The organism is Mycobacterium marseillense, assembly GCF_010731675.1.
Lineage (GTDB): Bacteria > Actinomycetota > Actinomycetes > Mycobacteriales > Mycobacteriaceae > Mycobacterium > Mycobacterium marseillense.
Genome location: NZ_AP022584.1, coordinates 4,949,922 through 4,969,424 on the forward strand (window position 1 = coordinate 4,949,922; position 19,503 = coordinate 4,969,424).

The window sequence follows — 19,503 nt, forward strand, 5'->3', positions numbered from 1 at the left end:
GGCCGGGCAACCCGGGTGATCAACCGGCGCCTGCGCCGCGCCCTCGAGCACCGCGACCGCATGTGCGCGATACCCGGGTGCGGCGCCACCCGCGGTCTGCACGCCCACCACATCCGGCACTGGGAAGACGGCGGCCCCACCGAGTTGGCCAACCTGGTCCTGGTCTGCCCCTATCACCACCGGCTGCACCACCGGGGCGAGATCACCCTCACCGGACCCGCGCACGCTCTCATCGTCACCGACGACACCGGCCGAATCCTGAGCCCGGGATCACTGGCACGCCCACCCACTGGGTCCCCGCCCGCGGTGGCGCCCTGCCCCGGCCCGACCGGCGAACGCGCCCACTGGTGGTGGTATGACCCCTTCCAACCCCAACCACCACCGACCAACAACTAGCCCGGCTACCGGGACTGCATCGACGCAAACATGTTGGTGCATCAAATAATTCGTTTCACACCACGGGTCACTGACGTCGGGCTGCACAAACAATCGCGCCCACCGCCAACCCGCGATCCCAAGACCTCCGCGCCGCGCAGTCAATACCCGACTGCCGGTGGCGCTCAAGCAGAGCATGTTTGCGCCCGCATTCAGCGCTGCCGAAACACGCCATGCCAAGTAAGTTGTTCGAGACCGTTGTGCGAGCCGCCACCGCGAAGGAGCCAGCGCGAAGGTGTCCGAGGATCCGCGGGCGGACCGTGTCTCCCGCCAGTACGATCGCTGGGAATATCCGCCCCCGGTAACCGATCTCGAGGCGTGGACCCAGAACCACTGGGATTGGTTCGATCCCTTCTGGACCCACCGGGTGTTATGGCCCGACCGCGCATACCGGCCGGATCTCGACATCCTCATCGCGGGTTGCGGCACATTCCAGGCGGCGGTTTTCGCCTTCATGAACCGCGCCGCCAAGGTCGTCGCGATAGACGTCAGCCGGTCGGCGTTGGATCACCAGCAGTATCTGAAGGACAAGCACCAGCTGCTGAACCTCGAACTGCACCTGCTACCCATCGAAGAGGCCCCGGCGCTGGCCCGCGATTTCGACCTCATAGTCTCCACCGGCGTCTTGCACCACATGGCGGACCCGCTCGTCGGGCTCAAAGCGCTCGGTCGCTGCCTGCGGCGCGACGGCGCGCTGGGCATCATGCTCTACGCCAAATACGGCAGGTTCGGCGTCGAGCTGCTCGAATCGGCGTTTCGCGACCTCGGGCTGTCGCAGGACGACGCGTCGGTTCAGCTGGTCAAGGAGGCGGTTGCGGCGCTGCCCGCCGACCACCCTGTCCGGCCCTACCTACAGGGCGCGCGTGACCTGATGTCCGACGGGGCGCTGGTCGACACCTTCTTGCACGCCCGCCAACGCAGCTACACCGTCGAGGAGTGCCTGGATCTGGTCGGCGACGCCGGGCTGGCGTTCCAGGGCTGGCTGCGCAATTCGCCGTATTACCCGCACGATGCGTTCGTCGCGCCGCCGGGCCCGTTCCAGTCGCTGTTGAACCAAGTCCCCGACGCCACGCTGTGGTCGGTGATGGAACGTCTGCAACCGGCCAATGCCACACATTTTTTTGTCGCCTGCCGACCCGAACGGCCGACGCAGGACTATGCACTCGACTTCTCGACGCCGGCGTCCCTCGATTACGTCCCGCTGCCGCGGACGGCATGCCTCCTGTCCGGCGACGAGATTCACCTGCCCGGCGCGAAAGTGAGGCTCACGCCGGCCCAACTGCCCTTCGTCCAGCGCGTCGACGGCCGGCGCACCATCCGGCAGATCGTCGAGTCGGTGGCCCAGGGCAGCGCGGACGACGGGGCGCAGGTGCGCGAATTCGGCCACCAGCTGTTCCGGTCGCTGTGGCGCCTCGACTTCCTGGCGATGGCGCTGAACACGACGCCGTCCGGTTAGGCCCCGAGATCGGTTGGGGGACGTGCTTTACCGCCGGACCAATACTTTGGGCCTGCCGCCGACAGCCCGGCAAACCGTCACTCATACACTGACCCAGCATGGGCATGCTGTTCGGTCTCGCGCCGTGGATTGTGTATTGGGTCCTTGTCGGAAACGTTCCTTTCGCCGCTGCCGTGCTGGTCGCGCTGGCGGTCGCCGCGGCCAGCCTGGGTCTGGGCGGGGTGACGGGCAGGCGGTGGCAGTTCTTTGACTTCGCTTCTGTCACAGCGCTTTTGATCCTCGCCGTGCTGACTTTCACGCTCAGTCAGTCGTTCCTCGAGCGGTGGATACTGACGCTGAGCAACGCCGGCATCTTGGTGGTGACGCTGATCGGGATGCTGCTCGGCAAGCCGTTTGTGGCCGAGTCCGCCGCGGCGGAACACGCTTCCGACGTCGTCAAAACCGAGCTGTTCGGGCGCGTCGTCCAGACCCTCGGCTGGGTCTGGGTCGCGACGTTCGCCGCCATGACCGTGTCGTCGGCCATCCCGTCGATCGCCCAGCGACCCGAAGGCGCGCCTTCGGCCTTGATCCTGGACACCAAGACCCCGCTGTCGTTCCTCTGCTACTGGATCATCCCGTTTGGGTTGTTGGCCCTGGCCGCGGTGGCCTCGCGGCTGCTGCCCGACCGGATGCTGGTCGGGATCGACGATGTGGCGCGGGAAACCTCGTTCGTCGCCTACGACGAGGCCACCATCGACGAGCTGTACTTCCTCGCGCAGGAACACGCCAATCGGGAGGTGGGACCCGGTAAAGAGGCGTACGCCGTCAAGGTCGGCGGGATGGGCACCCCGTTGACCGGAGACGACTCCCGCAAGTCGTGGCCATCGACGTATAAGGTGCGCGACAAGCGGCACTGAACCCCCACAAGGAGTCGTGATGAACGCGCCCAGCCCCGACGCCATCCGCGCCGAGACGATCACCATCACCGGTCACGGCGGCGACGAGATCGAGGCCTACCAGGCCGTGCCGCTCGCGCCGGGGTCGCGCGGGGGCGTCGTGTGGATTCACCACATGCCCGGCTACGACCGGGAGACCAAGGAGTTCGTTCGCCGGCTCGCGGTCAGCGGCTATCACACCGTGGCGCCGAACCTCTATTCGCGCGAGGCGCCGGGGGCCGCGCCCGACGACGCGGCCGCAGCGGCGCGCGCGGCCGGCGGGGTGCCTGACGAGCGACTGGTCGGCGATGTCGCGGGCGCCGTCGAGCAGCTGCGCGGCCTGCCGGGGGCCAACGGCAAGGTCGGTGTCATCGGGCACTGCTCGGGCGGGCGGCACGCCTACCTGGCGGCATCCTCGCTGCCCTTCGACGCGGCGGTTGACTGCTACGGCGCCTTCATCGTCGAGGATCCGCCCGAAGGCATGCCCAAAACCATGCGGCCGATACTGAATCTGGCCGCCGACCTGAGCTGCCCGCTGCTGGGCCTGTTCGGGCGCGAGGACCGATTCCCCGCCCCCGAAGGCGTGGCCACCCTGGACGCCGAACTCACCCGACTGAACAAGCCGCACGAGTTTCACTCCTACGAGGGGGCGGGGCACTCCTTCTTCTCCGTCGACCGGCCCGCATACCGGCCGGAGGCGGCGGTGGACGGGTGGCGGCGCATCGACGAGTTTTTCGGCACCCACCTGAAAGGTTAGGTACGGCCATGTGCACCTATCTCACTGAACACGTCGAGATCGACGGCAGCGGCAAGGGCGCCACCGGGTGGTTCGGCGCCGACAGGGCGACCGTGTACGTCGACCACCCCGTCCACGCACCCTACGGCCACACGGTCAACATCGACGTGATCAACCCGCAGCTCGGTCCATCGGCGCGGGTGGCCCTGGAACTCACCGAGGAAAGCGCCCTGGCGCTGGCCGACGCCATCCACAAAGCGATCGCCCACGCACCGGCCGGGCTGGCCTCCAAAGATCAATAGGCCGAACATGACTGACTATCCGCAGATGGCCGCCGCCCGAGGCAGGATCGAACCCGCGCCCCGCCGCGTGCGCGGTTTTCTGGGCGACACGCTGGTCTTCGACACCACCGCCGCCCGATACGTGTGGGAGGTCCCCTACTACCCGCAGTACTACATCCCGCTGGCCGATGTCCGTTCCGAGTTCCTGCGCGACGAAAACCACGCCCAGACAGTGCAATTCGGTCCGTCGAGGCTGTACTCCCTGGCGGCCGGCGGCCAGACGCACGAGTCGGCCGCGCGGGTGTTCGACGCCGACAGCGACAGCCCTCTGGCGGGCACGGTGCGGTTCGAATGGAATCCGTTGCGCTGGTTCGAAGAAGACGAGCCGATCTACGGTCACCCGCGCAACCCCTATGCGCGCGTCGACGCGCTGCGCTCACACCGACACGTCCGGGTAGAACTCGACGGAATCACCTTGGCGGACACCCGGTCTCCCGTCTTGCTGTTCGAAACCGGCTTACCCACAAGGTATTACATCGACCCCACCGACGTCGACTTCGAGCACCTGCAACCCAGCGCCACAGAGACGTTGTGCCCGTACAAGGGAACGACGTCGGGCTATTGGTCGGTGCGGGTGGGCGACATCGTGCACGAGGACCTGGCGTGGACCTACCACTACCCGCTGCCCGCGGTCGGTCAGATCGCCGGTCTGATCGCCTTCTACAACGAAAAACTCGACATCGTCGTCGACGGGGCCACGTCAACGCGGCCGCAGACGCAGTTCAGCTAGCGGCTAACCATCTAACGGCGTTTTCGGGCGGTGTGATATTCGCCTCGTCGGCGGCAAATCCTGAGATTTCCTTACTAAAGCCTCAGTCGAGCACAAACGCGAATCGTTAGCGGCGAAGGCGAAATCCGCCGGAAGAGGGTTTGCCTGCGTTTCGCTACGGGTAAGCGACTGCGATACAGCGTGATTGGAAGTCTGAGCAGAACCTGAGTGCGTGAAGTGACGTAGCTAACGTCGGGCATTTTGAACTGCTTTGAGGCGAATTTTGGTCAGTAGACTACCGAAAACCAGTCTCGTCAGTGCCTTTCGGTGCTGAAAGCCGGTGGATCCGGAGGCCAAATCGTCGCGTGCGTGCGACGTCGTCACTTTGGCCACCAGGGCCGACGAACACAGCAAAGGCGGTACCAGCGTGAGTGATGCATACGACCCAACGGCGGCCGGGTTTTCGGTCGACGACACCACGGTGGTTCGAGTCCCGGTGCACCGCGGCCCGATCAGCGACATGGATCTCAGTGGCGACGGGCGCCGGCTGCTCGTCACGAACTATGGCCGCGACGCGGTGTCGGTCATCGACGCCCGCACGCTTCGGGTCTCGAGCACCCTCGCCGGTCTCAGCGAACCGTCCGCCGTCGCCATGAGCAGCGCGGACGCGAACTACGCCTACGTCAGCACCGCCACCGCCGCCTACGACGCCATCGAGGTCATCGACGTCGTCACGAACTGGCGGATCGCCACGCATCGGCTCGCGCACACCGTGAGCGACCTGACGGTCAGCGCCGACGGGAAGTACCTCTATGCCAGCCGAAACGCCGTTCGCGGCGCCGACGTGACGGTGCTGGACACCACCACGGGCGAACTCGAGGTGATCGAACTGGCCACCGCGCCGGGGACGACCACCGCATGCGTGCGCGCCAGCGCCGACGGGCGGCGCCTCTATGTCGGAGTCAACGGGCCCAACGGCGGCAGCCTCGCCGTCGTCGAAACCCGCACCCGATCCGACGGCGGCCGTGTCGGCGGCCGCTCGCGCGTCGTCGGCACCATCGAGCTCGGACTGCCCGTCCGCGACGTGGCGCTGAGCAACGACGGCGCCACGGCTTACGTGGCCAGTTGCGGCCCGGTCGTGGGCTCGGTGCTCGACCTCATCGACACCCGCGCCAACAAACTCGTCAAGACCCACAAGATCAACGAGATCACCGGACCGCTGGCGCGGCTGACCCTCAGCCGCGACGGCGAGCGGGCCTACCTGGTCAGTGACGACCGCGTCACGGTCCTGGGCACCCGCACGTTCGACGTCCTCGACGAGGTCACGGTGACCACGAACCCGTCCTGCGTGCTGGAAAGCCCCGACGGCGGCCAGCTGTATGTCGCCGACTATTCCGGGGTGGTCACCGCGGCGCGCATCGCGACGGGCCAGGCGCCGCACAGCGGCGACGCGGGTCACCCGGACCTGCCGGCCGCCGGCTGGCTGTTCGATGTGCCCCAGTGGGAGCCGGCGCTGGCCTAGCCGGCCGCAGCGCGGGACGGCGCGGCGCCCAGGGTGTGAATCCTCGGCCTTCTGTGTGAATCCTTGGCGGGGTTCGTCGGCGTGTCGCCGCCCAGCGCGCACACTCAGATCCCAGGACGCACACTCCACGGCAGCGAGCCTCGCAACCCTCCCAGGGCACACAAGAGCCATCCCAAAGCCCCGCCCGCCGAAGGGGATCCACGTCGCGGGGCGCCAGCCCGGGTGATGTCTGTCAGGATCGCCGAATCCGGGCTTAGGGTGGGAAGCGGTCGGCGGCCCATCGCCGTCGGCCCGGAATGCGGGCGCGGCATTTCGCGGTATGGCACGCACGGTGCCGCGCGGGACAGTGAGGCGGTACATCAATGGACGGCACGATGCAGGACTATCCGTTGACGATCACCGCGATCATGCGCCACGGCTGCGGTGTCCACGGGGACCGCACCGTCACCACCGCCACCGGGGACGGCTACCGCACCACGAGCTATCGGGAACTGGGCTGCCAGGCCGCCCAGCTGGCGAACGGGCTGCGTCGGCTCGGGGTCACCGGTGACCAGCGGGTGGCGACGTTCATGTGGAACAACGCCGAGCATCTGATCGCGTACCTCGCGGTGCCCTCGATGGGCGCCGTCCTGCACACCCTCAACATCCGCCTGTTCCCCGAACAGATCGCCTACGTCGCCAACGAAGCCGAAGACCAGGTGGTGGTGGTCGACGCCTCGCTGATCAAACTGCTCGGGCCGGTGCTGCCCCGCCTCGAGACCGTGCACACCGTGATCGCCGTCGGCGAGGGTGACACCGAGCTGCTGCGGAAATCGGGCAAGACCGTGCTGGACTGGGCCGACGTCGTCGCCGGGGAGTCGGCGGACTTCGACTGGCCGCACATCGACGAGAACTCCGCGGCGGCCATGTGCTACACGAGCGGGACCACCGGCAACCCGAAAGGCGTGGTGTACAGCCATCGTTCGAGTTACCTGCACACGATGGGCGCGTGTACCACCAACGGCATCGGCGTCGGGGCCACCGACAGCGTGCTGCCGATCGTGCCGATGTTTCACGCCAACGCCTGGGGCCTGCCGTACGCGGCGCTGATGGCGGGCGCCGATCTGGTGCTGCCGGATCGCCACCTCGACCCCCGGTCGCTGGTCGCCATGGTCGAAGACCTGCGGCCCACCGTGACCGGCGCGGTGCCGACCATCTGGAACGCCGTGCTGCACCACCTCGAGGACGATCCCGACCACGACATGTCGTCGCTGCGGCTGGTGGTCTGCGGCGGTTCGGCCGTCCCGGTCTCGCTGATGCGCACCTTCGAGGAAAAGCACGATGTGCAGATCCGCCAGCTGTGGGGCATGACGGAGACGTCGCCGTTGGCCACCATGGCCTGGCCACCCCCCGGCACCCCGGAGGACCAGCACTGGGCCTTCCGCGGCACCCAGGGCCAACCGGTGTGCGGGGTGGAGATGCGGATCGTCGACGACGAGGGCCAGGTGCTGCCCAACGACGGCGTCGCCGTGGGGGAGGTAGAGGTCCGCGGCCCGTGGATCGCCGGCTCCTACTACCTGGGCCATGACGAATCGAAGTTCGACTCCGGCTGGCTGCGCACCGGCGACGTGGGCCGCATCGACGGCCGCGGTTTCGTCACCCTGACCGACCGGGCAAAAGACGTCATCAAATCCGGTGGAGAGTGGATCTCGTCGGTCGAGCTGGAGAACGCCCTCATCGGTCACCCCGAGGTGGTCGAGGCCGCGGTGGTCGGCGTTCCCGACGAACGTTGGGAGGAACGGCCGCTCGCGGTGATCGTGCCCAAACAGGGCGCGTCGGTCAGCGCGGAGCAGCTGCGAGAATACCTGGCGGACAAGGTCGTTCGGTGGTGGCTGCCCGAGCGGTGGACGTTCGTCGACGAGATCCCGCGCACCAGCGTCGGCAAGTACGACAAGAAAGCCATCCGGTCGCGATACGCCGAAGACGGCTACCAGGTGACCGAAGCGCGCGACTGAGGGATGCTCGCTGACTGGCCGAGCAGACACAGAATCGCGTAGTTCGCCGGCAAAACGTGCGATTCGCGGTCTCGCGGACAACAGAGCGGAAAGGATTGAGACAGTGGCACATTCACTTGTCGTGGACCAATCCGTCGTCGCCCCGGTCGCGGCACACGACGCGTTCGGCCGGACGCTGCCGCTGCCACTGCCCACGCTGTTCAACCGCTGGTACGGCCCCTTCCCGCCGATCCGGGAGGTGCGTGAGCAGACGGGCGCCTGGGACGCGGCGGGGCAGACTCGCATCGTGCACCTGGCCGGCGGCGCCACCATGCGCGAGGAATTGACCAGTGTCGACCCGCCGCGCTCGTTCGGCTACCGGCTCTGCGAGGTCACCGGTCCGATGGCGATGCTGGTCGATCACGTTGTGGGCGAATGGATTTTCGTCCCGGCGGCCGCCGGAACCGAGATCACCTGGCGCTGGGAGATCCACCCGAAATCGCCGCGAACGGCCTGGGCGCTGCCACTGTTGGGCTGGATGTGGAAGGGCTACGCGCGCCGGGCCCTGGCCAACCTGTCGGCCTTGCTGACCGGCTGAGGCCGCCGACCATTACGGTTTGAAGGCATGTGCCGACTCTTTGGCCTGCACGCCGGGACGCACGCGTGCACCGCCACCTTCTGGCTGCTGGACGCGCCGGACAGCCTGTCCGAACAGAGCCGGAGAAATCCAGACGGCACCGGCCTGGGCATCTTCGACGAGCACGCCGCGCCGCACCTCTACAAGGAGCCGATAGCCGCCTGGCAGGACGCCGCATTCGCGACCGAGGCGCATCGGATGACCGGCACCACCGTCATCGCCCACGTCCGCTACGCGACCACCGGATCGCTCGACATCCGCAACACCCACCCGTTCTTGCAGGACGGCCGGATCTTCGCGCACAACGGCGTCCTCGAAGGCCTGGAAATCATCGACGAGCGACTGCGCGAGATCGGCACCGCCGACCTGGTATTGGGTGACACCGACTCCGAGCGCGTGTTCGCGTTGATCACCGGCTCGATCCGCGCCCGCGGCGGCGACATCACCGCGGGCCTCGTCGACGCCACGCGATGGCTCGCCGAGCACGTCCCGATCTACGCGGTGAACGTGCTGCTGAGCACGGCCACCGACATGTGGGCGCTGCGGTACCCGCAAACTCACGAGCTCTACGTCCTGGATCGATCCGACGGTGCGGCGGCGCAGGATCCCGAATTCGACTTGCACACCATACGAATTCACGCGCGCTCGGAGCACCTGTGCACGCGGCCGTCGGTGGTGTTCGCCACCGAACGCATGGACGGCGACCCGCGCTGGCGCCTTCTCGAGCCGGGGGAGCTGATTCACGTCGACGCCCGGCTGCACGTCGCCCGCGAGTTGGTGTTGCCCGACCCGCCCCGACAGCTGTTGCGCCGCGAGGACCTGAGCGTGCCGGTGGAGGACTCGCAACACGCGCTGCCGAGCACCCGGCGGGTGGTCTGACCCCGTTTGGCAGAGTTGGTGAGCGTGACGAACAAACGCGCCCTGGTGCTGGCGGGCGGAGGGATCGCGGGAATCGCCTGGGAGACAGGTGTTCTGCGGGGCATTGCCGACGAGTCGCCGGCTGCGGCCCGGGTGTTGGTCGAGTCGGATGTGCTGGTGGGGACGTCGGCGGGCTCGGCGGTCGCCGCGCAGCTCGGCAGCGGTCACACGCTGGACGAGCTGTTCGACCGGCAAGTCGCCGAGTCGTCGGCCGAGATCGATTCCGGCGTAAACGTCGACACCATCACCGAGCTGTTCCTGACGGCCCTGGCCGCCCCGTACGAGGAGCCGCTGGACAAGACGCGCCAACAAATGCAGCGGATCGGGGCCGTCGCCCTGGCGACCGAAACCGTTCCCGCGCCCGTGCGCCGCCAGGTGATCGCGCAGCGCCTGCCGTCGCACGACTGGCCCGAGCGGACGCTGCGGCTCACCGCCATCGACGTGGCCACTGGGGAACTGGCCGTCTTCGACCGCGAGTCCGGCGTCGACCTCGTCGACGCCGTGGCGGCCAGCTGCGCGGTGCCCGGGGCGTGGCCGCCGGTGACGATCGCGGATCGCGACTACATGGACGGCGGGGTCGCCAGCTCGGTCAACCTCGTGGTGGCCGCCGACTGTGACGTCGCGGTGGTGCTGGTGCCCTCGGGCGTCGACGCGCCGTCGCCGTTCGGCGCCGGACCCGCCGCCGAGATCTCCTCGTTCGCCGGTGCCGCGTTCGCGGTGTTCGCCGACGCCGAATCGCTGGCCGCCTTCGGGCCCAACGCCCTTGATCCGGGCTGCCGCATCCCCTCGGCCCTGGCCGGGCGCGGGCAGGGTCGCCGCGAGGCCGCGGCCATCGCCCGGTTCCTGGGCCTGTGACGGGTTCGCTTGGCGCGCAATATCTTTAGCGGTCTATCGCGGGTGGGGCGGCGTCGTCGCGCTCGGCTTCCAAAGAGTCCAGGGCGTCGTCGGCGAGCGCCCGGCCGGTGGCGATCACCTCCACTGCCCGGTGAAACTCCAGGGCCCGGCACGTCGACCGCGGAACCTCGATGAGCAGGTCGGGCGGGTAGACCGCCAGGCTGTGGCGCGCGAGCGCTGCCTGGGCGATGTCGATCGTCCGGTTCATCACCTCGAAGCTGCCCAACTTCGGGACATCGATCACCGCGCCGGGCAGCACACCCGCGTCGGCGTCGGCCGGGGGTTGCTCGTCGTCGGGGTCCTCCGACCAGTCGTCGGACTCGCCACCGGGCCCGCCCAGCCTGCTCAGCACCGCCCGGGCGGTCCGCCGGTCGAGCAGCGAGCGGGCCGCGGCCGTGTCGAGCAGCGCGGAGGTGCTGCGCACCATGCGGGTCAACCATTCGGCGGTGGCCCCCGGCTCCGCTTCGCGGGTGGTGATCGCCTCACTGCCGGACAGGCTCACCGCGATGGTCAGGTCGGCGTTGACGGCCGAAAGGGGCGCCATCGGCAGCGGATCGAGGATGCCGCCGTCGGCCAACAGCCGGCCGTCGACCGCGTGCGGCGCGATCACCCCCGGGATGGCGATCGACGCGCGGATCGCCTCGTCGAGGGGCCCGCGCTGAAACCACACCGACTTGCCCGCCAGCAGGTCGGTCGCCACCGCGGTGTAGGGGATCAGCAGGTCTTCGATGGCGACGGGGCCCAGGATGTCGCGCACGGCGTCCAGGATCTTTCCGGCGCGCATCACGCCCGCCGCGCTGATCGACGGGTCCAGCAGTCGCAGGATGGTGCGCTGGGTCAGCGACTTCGCCCACTCGGAGAACTCGTCGAGCCGCCCGGCCGCGTGCAGTCCGCCGACCAGCGCGCCCATCGACGAGCCGGAGACGCCGACGACCTCGTAGTCGCGGGCGCGCAGGGCCTCGATCACCCCGACGTGGGCGTAGCCGCGGGCGCCACCGCTGCCGAGGGCGAGTGCCACCCGAGTCGGCGCTGAGCGACGCGGAAGTTCGTCAGGCACCCCACCATTTTGCGCGGCGGCGCCTCGCTGCCGGGCCGGGCGGGGACTTTTTTCCGCCGTGATCGCAATTACCCCGCGGGGAGGACGCCGGCGCGCGCGGCGCTACCCGCACTCGTCGTCGGCCGCCGCCCGCGCGGCGACGATCACCGCCGCCTGCCGGGCCGGCGTCAACGCCGACCAGGGGGCGTTCCAGCTGCCCGCGGTGCCCGACGGTGATGCCTGCACCATCGCCAAATAGGGCTCGAACAGCGACGCGCCGGTCTTGGGTTGGCCGTCCATCCACACTTTTGCGGCGTGACAGGCCTGGTAGTACTCCTCCTCGGTCGAGTGTGCGGGGACATCGACCCTGGTCGTCACGCCGCCGGGGGACACGCCGATGGCCCCCGCGGGGGCCGAGCCCGGGCCGCCGGCGACGCCGGATTGCCGCGCCGAGGAGGGGGCCGGCGCACCCTGCTGGTCGCCGTGCGAGCAGCCCATGACCGCCACCAGGACGCCCACCACGGGGGCCGCGGCAACCACCGCGCCCCGCCGCCGGGGTCGACCACCGCGCCAGCGCACGGTCTCAATCTATGCAACACTGGCTGCCGTGATGGAGCGCTTCGGATTTTGCGAGTGTTGTCGGCCGTAACACGCCGCCGCCTGTCCGATCCCATTTCGCTCTGGAGTTCCCCCATGACTTTGTCCCTTGCCGGGGCAGCGCCCGTCGCCGCCACGCTCACGCGCCCCCAAACCCTGTCGTCCCCGGCGGCGGGGCCGAGCCGGCTGCGGGTGCCCGACTTGCTGCACGCCACCGACCAGGCCGCCGACGATGTGCTCAGCGGGCGCTGCGACCACCTGCTGCCCCAGGGCGGCATCCCCGAGACGCAACGCTGGTTCACCCGCATCCACGGCGACGACGAACTCGACGTCTGGCTGATCAGCTGGGTGCCCGGTCATCCGACCGAGTTACACGATCATGGCGGGTCGCTGGGCGCGTTGACCGTCGTGTCCGGCTCGCTCAACGAATACCGTTGGGACGGTAGGGCTTTGCGGCGCCGTCGGCTCGACGCCGGCGATCAGGCCGGATTCCCACTGGGCTGGGTGCACGACGTGGTCTGGGCGCCGCGGCCGGTCACCGTTCCGGTCACGGGGTTGCCGGGCGCGGGCGCCGGACCGGCGCGGCCGACGCTGAGCGTGCATGCGTACTCGCCGCCCCTGACCGCCATGTCGTACTACGACGTCACCGACCGCAAGACGTTGCGCCGGCAACGCACCGAACTGACCGACCAGCCGGAGGGATCGTCGTGAGCCGCATCGACGTCGTCTTGAGATCCGCCCGGCGCCGGTATCGCCGCCTGCCCGCCATCGAAGTGCCCGACGCGCTGCGGCGCGGCGCGGTCCTCGTCGACATCCGGCCCCAGGCCCAGCGGTTCCGCGAGGGCGAGGTGCCCGGTGCGCTGGTGATCGAGCGCAACGTCCTGGAGTGGCGCTGCGACCCCACTAGCGAGGCCAAACTGCCCGAAGCCGTCGGCGACGACGTCGAATGGGTGATTCTGTGCTCGGAGGGCTACACGTCCAGCCTGGCGGCGGCCGCGCTGCTGGACATCGGCCTGCACCGCGCCACCGACGTCATCGGCGGCTATCACGCGTTGGCCGCCGCGGGCGTGCTCACCGAGCTGACCGGCGGTGCGCCCGATGCCCCGCTGGCGGACACGGCCGCCGGCGGGCGTCGCTGGATCTAGTCGCCGGCGTGCAGCAGCGGCCGCAGCTTGGCCGTCTTCTCCGGCGTCCACCCAGGCGGCGACATCACCGCCGCCCAGCCGTCGGCGACGTCGGCGACGTACCGGTGACCGTGCCCGTCGGGGACGTCCACCGCCACCGCCATGTCGGCCGACACCTGGAGGAAGGTGACGACCGGGATCCACCGCGTCTGGGGCAACACGTCATAGCCGCGCCGCTCCCGCAGCCAGTCGGGCTTGCTGAACACCAGGTCCGGTGTCCACCAGGCGATCGGATCCGAGGCGTGCTGCAGGTAGACCACCCGCGGGTGGTCCCACGGATCCTTGGGGCGCGCCAAGTTGCCCGAGCGGGCCACGAAGCGCACGTAGCGACCGTCGTCGTAGATCGGCAGCCACTCGGGGGATCCGGCGTCACGCGTGGTGGTCAGATCGGTCCAGATGGTGTTTTGGAACGTCGGCCCGCTGAACAGGGCGCCGTCGGTGCGGGCGAGGACGTTGTTGAGACTCATGAACGATGCCTCGCCGCCGAAGGAGCCGAGGCTTTCCCCGAACACGACCAGCTTGGGGCGCTGCCCTTCGGGCATCTGGCGGATCAGCCGGTCGACGGCCTCGAACAGCGCCTGGCCGGCGTGCCGGGCGTTCTCCTTGTCCACCAGGAACGACAGCCAGCTCGGCAGGAACGAATACTGCATGCTGACGATCGCGGTGTTGCCGTTGTACATGTACTCGAGCGCGGTGGCCTCCGCCTCGTTGATCCAGCCGGTGCCGGTGGTGGTCGCGACCGCGACGACCGCGCGCCGCAGCCCGCCGGTGCGTTGCAATTCGCGCGCGGCGAGCTCGGCGGTCGCGGTGATGCCGTCGGCGGAGTTCAGCCCCGCGTAGGCCCGGATCGGTTCGGCCGCGGGGGCGCCGTTGAACGCGGTCAGATCGTCGACCTTGGGACCGCCTTCGACGAAGACACGCCCTTGGTGGCCAAGGGATTCCCAGGACACCAGCGACTCCGGCCCGCCGGAGCGCAGCGCGGTCTTCGGCGGCGCGCTGTCGGGGTTCATCTCGTTGTTCGCCGAGGCGAAGGTGTCGTTCATGGTGCGCATGGCGAACTTGAGCACGACCCCGTTGAGCACGGTGACGGTCAGGACTGCCAGCGTGACCACCACGATGGTTGCCGAGAGCCGAAACGGTACGAACCGGTCGACCTGATTGACCAGGAAGCGGACCAGCCAGCGGGTGAACTGGCCTATTTCGACCACCGTGAACAGCACCACCAGCGAGAGGACTCCCGACAGCGGGTAGTCGTACCACTTCAGGTGCGCGACGCCCATCAGGTCGCGCACGTCGTCCTGCCAGACGTGGAACCAGATCGCCATCAGCACCTGGCCGACCACACCGATCGGGATCAGCACCTTCCACGCCCAGCGTGGCGGCGGCGGGCTGTGATCCTTCTCCCGCATGAATCGCACCAGCCAGACCGAAAAGACGCCCAGCCCATAGCCGATGGCGCCGGAGAGCCCGCTCACCAGTCCCTGGAACAACGGGCCGCGCGGCAGCAGCGACGGTGTCAGCGAAAGCCAGATGAAGATCAGGCCGACCGTGGTGCCGGTGAACGTGTAATGCCGTACCCACCAAGGTTTTTCAGTCCATGGCAGGGTGGGCGCGGCGCGCCCGGCCCGCGGGGCGGGCGCGGGTTCCGGCGCGGCTTCGGGGCCGGCGCCCGGCGACTCCTCGATGTCATCCGCCGGCTTGTCGCCGGTGTCGATGTTCGTCGCGGAACCCGGTTCGCTCATGGAAGCGTCCTAGCGGTGCGTGAAGTTCGGCGGGCGCTTCTCGACGAAGGCCGCCATTCCCTCGGACTGGTCCTCGGTCGCGAAAGTCGAGTGGAACAGCCGGCGTTCGTAGAGAAGTCCCTCGGCCAGCGTGGATTCGAACGCGCGGTTGACGGCCTCTTTGGCCATCCTGGATGCCGAGCGCGACATCTGCGAGATCGTGGTGGCGACCTTCTTCGCCTCGGTCAGCAGGTCGTCGGCGGGCACCACGCGCGAGACCAGGCCGCTGCGTTCGGCTTCGGCGGCGTCGATGGTGCGCCCGGTCAGGATGAGGTCCATGGCCTTGGCCTTGCCGATGGCGCGGGTCAGGCGCTGCGAACCGCCCATGCCGGGCAGCACCCCGAGTTTGATCTCGGGCTGGCCGAATTTCGCTGTGTCGGCGGCGATCAGCAGGTCGCACATCATGGCCAGCTCGCAGCCGCCACCAAGGGCGTGCCCGGCCACCGCGGCGATCGTCGGAGTGCGCACGTCGGCGAGTCTGCCCCAGGGGGCGAAGAAGTCGGCGCCGAAGGCGTCGGCGAACGTCAGCGCGGTCATCTCCTTGATGTCGGCGCCGGCGGCGAACGCTTTAGCCGAGCCCGTGATGATGATGGCGCCGATGCCGGGGTCGTCATCGAAATCCGCTGCCGCACTGGTGACCTCGTTCATCACCTGGGTGTTCAGCGCGTTGAGGGCCTTGGGCCGGTTCAGGGTGATGATGCCGACGCGCTCCTCGCGCTCGACGAGGATGGTCTCGTACTGTGCGTCCGCCATATCCAAACCGCCTTTCTAGAAACTCAGGTCGTCGTCGACCGGGGCGAAATACGCCTCGACGTCCGCCGCCGTGACGGCGGCCAGCTGTGCCGGCGACCACTTCGGATTGCGATCCTTGTCGATCAGTTGTGCGCGAATACCTTCGACCAGGTCGTGTGAGCGCAGCGACGCCGAGGACACCCGATAGTCCTGCACGAGAACGTCTTTCAGCGTTTCCAGGTCGGCCGCGCGGCGCACCGCCTCCAGTGTGACCGACAGCGCGATCGGGGAGCGGGTGGCGATCAGGTTGGCGGCGTCGTTCGCCGGGCCGGCGTCGTGGTCCCGCAAGGCCGCGACGATGTCCTCCGCGGTGTCGCGCGCAAAGCAGCCGTCGATCCAATCGCGTTGTGCCGCAAGCTCGCTCGGTGGTGGCTCGACGGCGTATTTGGCGAGCGCGTTCTCGACGCCGTCGCTGACGATCGCCCGGCGGAATGCCTCGACGTCCGCGTGCGGCACGTAGTGGTCGGCGAAGCCCATGGCGATGGCGTCGGCCCCGGAGAACGGCGCTCCGGTCAGCGCGGCGTGCAGGCCGAGGCCGCCGGGGGCGCGTGACAGCAGGTAAACGCCGCCGACGTCCGGAATGAAGCCGATGCCGACCTCGGGCATGGCGATCTTGGAGGTGTCGGTCACCACGCGGGTGTTGGCGTGCGCGCTCACCCCCACGCCGCCGCCCATCACGATGCCGTCCATCACCGCGACGTACGGCTTGGAGAAGTCGGCGATCTGGGCGTTGAGCAAGTATTCGTCGCGCCAGAAGCGTCGCGCCTCGGCGCCGTCCTTGCGCGCGCTGTGGTAGATCGAGACCACGTCGCCACCCGCGCACAGTCCGCGCTCCCCGGCGCCGGAGAGCACCACCGCGCGCACCGCGTCGTCGTCGGCCCAGCCGGTGAGGATGGCGGTCAGATCGTCCACCATCCGCTGGTTCAGCGAGTTGATCGCCTTGGGGCGGTTGAGCGTGATCAGGCCGACGCTTCCGTCAACCTCGGTGAGAACCTCATCGGATCCGTCGGTCACGCCCTAGCCTCCCTTGCTCCGGTCCAGCCCCGAGGAAGAAATCTAGATCGTCACGACCGGCGCGGTATGCGCGGGTAAGGGTTATCTTTAACGCGACGACAACGGCGGAAGCCTTCAAGGCTCGAGAACTTCACAAAATGCCCAGCTCGGCTGGGAACCAGGGTGGGCCGCTGATCGTTGAGATGGTGTTCGCACAGCTCGAAGCCAATAAGAGAGGATCCGACGGTGCGGGAGACAAGCAACCCGGTATTTCGTTCGCTGCCTAAGCAGAGTGGCGGATACGCGCAATTCGGCACTGGCGCGGCCCCGATGCAGGGCTACCAGGCCGACCCCTATGCGGCTCCCTACCAGGCTCCGTACCAGGAGACCAGGGCTTCTCGCCCGCTGACGATCGACGACGTCGTCACCAAGACCGGCATCACGCTGGCCGTGCTCGCGGCCTCCGCCGTGGTCTCCTACTTCTTGGTGGTCTCCAACCTCGCGCTGGCGATGCCGCTGACCTTGATCGGCGCGCTCGGCGGCCTGGGCCTAGTGCTGGTGGCGACCTTCGGTCGCAAGCAGGACAGCCCGGCGATCGTGCTCAGCTACGCCGTCCTCGAGGGTCTGTTCCTGGGTGCGCTTTCGTTCGTCTTCGCCCACTTCTCGGTGTCGAGCGCCAACGCCGGCGTGCTGATCGGTGAGGCCGTCATGGGCACCTTCGGGGTGTTCTTCGGCATGTTGGTCGTCTACAAGACCGGCGCCATCCGGGTCACGCCCAAGTTCACCCGCATGGTGGTCGCCGCGCTGTTCGGCGTGTTGGCCCTGATGCTGGGCAACTTCGTGTTGGCAATGTTCGGTGTCGGCGGCGGTGCGGGCCTGGGCCTGCGCAGCGGCGGCCCGCTGGCGATCATCTTCTCGCTGGTGTGCATCGGCATCGCGGCGTTCAGCTTCCTGATCGACTTCGACGCGGCCGACCAGATGGTTCGCGCCGGTGCGCCGGAGAAGGCCGCGTGGGGCATCGCGCTGGGCCTGACCGTGACGCTGGTCTGGCTGTACATCGAGATCCTGCGCCTGCTCAGCTATCTACAAAACGATTAGCTTTGCCACCCAAAAACCGGCACGCCGATGGGCGTGCCGGTTTTTTGTCTGTCGTGCGTCGAGTGTGAGCCGGTGGCGTTGAGTGTGAACCAGCGGTGGGCTTGCTCGGCGGTTCACCGCCCGGGCTTCACACTCGAGGCCCGGAATTCACACTCAACGCCGAGGTTTCACGCTCGACGGCCGCGCGGCTCAGCTGAGCCGCTCGATCACCATCGCCATGCCTTGTCCGCCGCCGACGCACATGGTCTCCAGACCGAACGTCTTGTCGTGCGTCTGCAGGTTGTTCAGCAGCGTGGTGGCGATGCGGGCGCCGGTCATGCCGAACGGGTGGCCCAGCGCGATCGCCCCACCGGACACGTTCAGCTTGTCCTCGTCGATGCCCAACTCCCGGGCCGAGCCCAGCACCTGCACGGCGAACGCCTCGTTGATCTCGAACAGGTCGATGTCGCTGACCGACAGCTTGGCCCGCGCCAGCGCCTTCTTGGTCGCCTCGATGGGGCCCAGGCCCATGATCTCCGGCGAAAGGCCGCTGACCCCGGTGGACACGATGCGCGCGAGCGGCGTCAGGCCCAGTTCCTTGGCCTTGGTGTCGCTGGTGATCACCACCGCGGCGGCGCCGTCGTTGAGCGGGCACGCGTTGCCCGCGGTCACCGTGCCGTTGGGCCGAAAGACCGGCTTGAGCTGGCTGATCTTCTCGTACGTGGTGCCGGGGCGGGGGCCGTCGTCGGTGCTCACCGTGGTGCCGTCGGGCAGGGTCACCGGGGTGATCTCCCGCTCGAAGAACCCGCTCTTGATCGCCTCCTCGGCGCGGTTCTGGCTGCGCACTCCCCAGTGGTCCTGGTCTTCGCGGCTGATGCCGGTCAGCAAAGCAACGTTCTCGGCCGTCTGCCCCATCGCGATGTACACGTCGGGCAGGTTGCCGTCGGCGCGAGGGTCGTGCCATTCGTCGGCGCCTTCGGCCGCGGCGGCCGAGCGCTCCTGGGCCTCACCGAACAGCGAGTTCTTGCTGTCGGGCCATGAGTCGGCGCTGCCCTTGGCGAACCGCGACACGGTTTCCACACCCGCCGAGATGAACGCGTCGCCCTCACCGGCCTTGATCGCATGGAAGGCCATCCGGGAGGTCTGCAGCGACGACGAGCAGTACCGGTTGACGGTGGTGCCCGGCAAGAAGTCGAAGCCGAGCTCGACGGCGATGACCCGCGCCAGGTTGTAACCGGATTCACCCGCGGGCTGCCCACAGCCCAGGATCAGGTCGTCGATCTGGTGCGGGTTCAGGGCGGGCACCTTGTCCAGCGCGGCCTTCACGATCTGGACGGTCAGGTCGTCGGGGCGCATGTTGACCAGCGACCCCTTCATCGCGCGGCCGATCGGCGAGCGAGCAGTTGAGACAATGACGGCTTCAGGCATGGTGGTTCCCTTCAGATCCCTGCAGATCCCACAGATGGGGCTGGCTCGCTTCACCATCGGGCGGTGGGCCCACGCCGACG

20 protein-coding genes are annotated in these 19,503 nt (G+C 68.5%); 14 read left to right on the forward strand and 6 right to left on the reverse strand.

Annotated elements, in window-relative coordinates; genetic code table 11:
• The first annotated feature begins 60 nt into the window (after window positions 1–60).
• The 11 genes from G6N26_RS26265 (at window position 61) to G6N26_RS23255 (ending at window position 10,496) form a co-directional block, all read left to right on the forward strand.
• Window positions 61–396: an HNH endonuclease signature motif containing protein gene (locus tag G6N26_RS26265; RefSeq protein WP_232067627.1), complete on the forward strand. Its 336-nt coding sequence runs from the start codon at window positions 61–63 to the stop codon at window positions 394–396.
• 274 nt (window positions 397–670) lie between these two features.
• Window positions 671–1,891: a class I SAM-dependent methyltransferase gene (locus G6N26_RS23210; RefSeq protein ID WP_083020419.1), complete on the forward strand. Its 1,221-nt coding sequence runs from the start codon at window positions 671–673 to the stop codon at window positions 1,889–1,891.
• A 98-nt stretch (window positions 1,892–1,989) separates the two neighbouring features.
• Window positions 1,990–2,787, forward strand: coding sequence for a hypothetical protein (locus G6N26_RS23215; protein WP_083020420.1), 798 nt, complete (start codon window positions 1,990–1,992; stop codon window positions 2,785–2,787).
• Window positions 2,788–2,806: 19 nt separating this feature from the next.
• Window positions 2,807–3,562 carry a dienelactone hydrolase family protein gene (locus G6N26_RS23220; RefSeq protein WP_083020421.1) on the forward strand — a complete coding sequence of 252 codons (756 nt, stop codon included), beginning with the start codon at window positions 2,807–2,809 and terminating at the stop codon, window positions 3,560–3,562.
• Window positions 3,563–3,570: 8 nt separating this feature from the next.
• Window positions 3,571–3,843: a DUF6295 family protein gene (locus tag G6N26_RS23225; protein ID WP_083020422.1), complete on the forward strand. Its 273-nt coding sequence runs from the start codon at window positions 3,571–3,573 to the stop codon at window positions 3,841–3,843.
• Window positions 3,844–3,850: 7 nt separating this feature from the next.
• On the forward strand, window positions 3,851–4,612 hold the full coding sequence (locus tag G6N26_RS23230; protein ID WP_067171544.1) for a DUF427 domain-containing protein: 762 nt from the start codon (window positions 3,851–3,853) through the stop codon (window positions 4,610–4,612).
• A 406-nt stretch (window positions 4,613–5,018) separates the two neighbouring features.
• Window positions 5,019–6,113 carry a YncE family protein gene (locus G6N26_RS23235; RefSeq protein ID WP_232067500.1) on the forward strand — a complete coding sequence of 365 codons (1,095 nt, stop codon included), beginning with the start codon at window positions 5,019–5,021 and terminating at the stop codon, window positions 6,111–6,113.
• A gap of 362 nt (window positions 6,114–6,475) precedes the next feature.
• Entirely contained in the window at window positions 6,476–8,107 is a 1,632-nt protein-coding gene (locus tag G6N26_RS23240) for a long-chain fatty acid--CoA ligase (RefSeq protein WP_083020423.1), read from the forward strand.
• 103 nt (window positions 8,108–8,210) lie between these two features.
• Window positions 8,211–8,684, forward strand: coding sequence for an SRPBCC family protein (locus G6N26_RS23245; protein WP_083020424.1), 474 nt, complete (start codon window positions 8,211–8,213; stop codon window positions 8,682–8,684).
• Between the two features lie 27 nt (window positions 8,685–8,711).
• Window positions 8,712–9,602 carry a class II glutamine amidotransferase gene (locus G6N26_RS23250; RefSeq protein ID WP_083020425.1) on the forward strand — a complete coding sequence of 297 codons (891 nt, stop codon included), beginning with the start codon at window positions 8,712–8,714 and terminating at the stop codon, window positions 9,600–9,602.
• 24 nt (window positions 9,603–9,626) lie between these two features.
• Window positions 9,627–10,496 (forward strand): patatin-like phospholipase family protein, encoded by an 870-nt coding sequence (locus G6N26_RS23255; protein ID WP_083020432.1) that lies wholly within the window; start codon window positions 9,627–9,629, stop codon window positions 10,494–10,496.
• A gap of 25 nt (window positions 10,497–10,521) precedes the next feature.
• Here G6N26_RS23255 and G6N26_RS23260 read toward each other — a convergent pair whose 3' ends face one another.
• Window positions 10,522–11,592, reverse strand: coding sequence for a patatin-like phospholipase family protein (locus tag G6N26_RS23260; RefSeq protein WP_179960255.1), 1,071 nt, complete (start codon window positions 11,590–11,592; stop codon window positions 10,522–10,524).
• A 102-nt stretch (window positions 11,593–11,694) separates the two neighbouring features.
• Complete coding sequence (locus G6N26_RS23265; protein WP_225323396.1) at window positions 11,695–12,150, reverse strand: lipoprotein LpqV; 456 nt, start codon at window positions 12,148–12,150, stop codon at window positions 11,695–11,697.
• A gap of 114 nt (window positions 12,151–12,264) precedes the next feature.
• Here G6N26_RS23265 and G6N26_RS23270 point away from each other — a divergent pair, with 114 nt between their 5' ends.
• Complete coding sequence (locus G6N26_RS23270; protein ID WP_232067501.1) at window positions 12,265–12,879, forward strand: cupin domain-containing protein; 615 nt, start codon at window positions 12,265–12,267, stop codon at window positions 12,877–12,879.
• Window positions 12,876–13,313, forward strand: coding sequence for a rhodanese-like domain-containing protein (locus G6N26_RS23275; RefSeq protein WP_083020428.1), 438 nt, complete (start codon window positions 12,876–12,878; stop codon window positions 13,311–13,313). Before G6N26_RS23270 ends, G6N26_RS23275 begins: the two co-directional genes overlap by 4 nt.
• On the opposite strand, the gene G6N26_RS23280 is transcribed toward G6N26_RS23275, so the two are convergent.
• From G6N26_RS23280 to G6N26_RS23290, 3 genes are read right to left on the reverse strand one after another with little or no spacing between them, the layout of a single operon-like run.
• Window positions 13,310–15,094, reverse strand: a complete 1,785-nt coding sequence (locus G6N26_RS23280) for an alpha/beta hydrolase (protein WP_083020429.1) — start codon at window positions 15,092–15,094, stop codon at window positions 13,310–13,312. The two genes, G6N26_RS23275 and G6N26_RS23280, sit on opposite strands and share 4 nt — an antisense overlap.
• A gap of 9 nt (window positions 15,095–15,103) precedes the next feature.
• On the reverse strand, window positions 15,104–15,886 hold the full coding sequence (locus G6N26_RS23285) for an enoyl-CoA hydratase (RefSeq protein ID WP_067171527.1): 783 nt from the start codon (window positions 15,884–15,886) through the stop codon (window positions 15,104–15,106).
• A gap of 15 nt (window positions 15,887–15,901) precedes the next feature.
• A complete protein-coding gene (locus G6N26_RS23290; RefSeq protein ID WP_067171525.1) occupies window positions 15,902–16,939 on the reverse strand; it encodes an enoyl-CoA hydratase/isomerase family protein in 1,038 nt (345 codons plus the stop codon).
• Window positions 16,940–17,164: 225 nt separating this feature from the next.
• Between G6N26_RS23290 and G6N26_RS23295 the strand changes: the two genes are divergently transcribed.
• Window positions 17,165–18,016, forward strand: a complete 852-nt coding sequence (locus G6N26_RS23295; protein ID WP_067171523.1) for a Bax inhibitor-1/YccA family protein — start codon at window positions 17,165–17,167, stop codon at window positions 18,014–18,016.
• A 189-nt stretch (window positions 18,017–18,205) separates the two neighbouring features.
• Here G6N26_RS23295 and G6N26_RS23300 read toward each other — a convergent pair whose 3' ends face one another.
• Window positions 18,206–19,423 (reverse strand): acetyl-CoA C-acetyltransferase, encoded by a 1,218-nt coding sequence (locus G6N26_RS23300; RefSeq protein WP_067172378.1) that lies wholly within the window; start codon window positions 19,421–19,423, stop codon window positions 18,206–18,208.
• Between the last annotated feature and the right edge of the window lie 80 nt (window positions 19,424–19,503).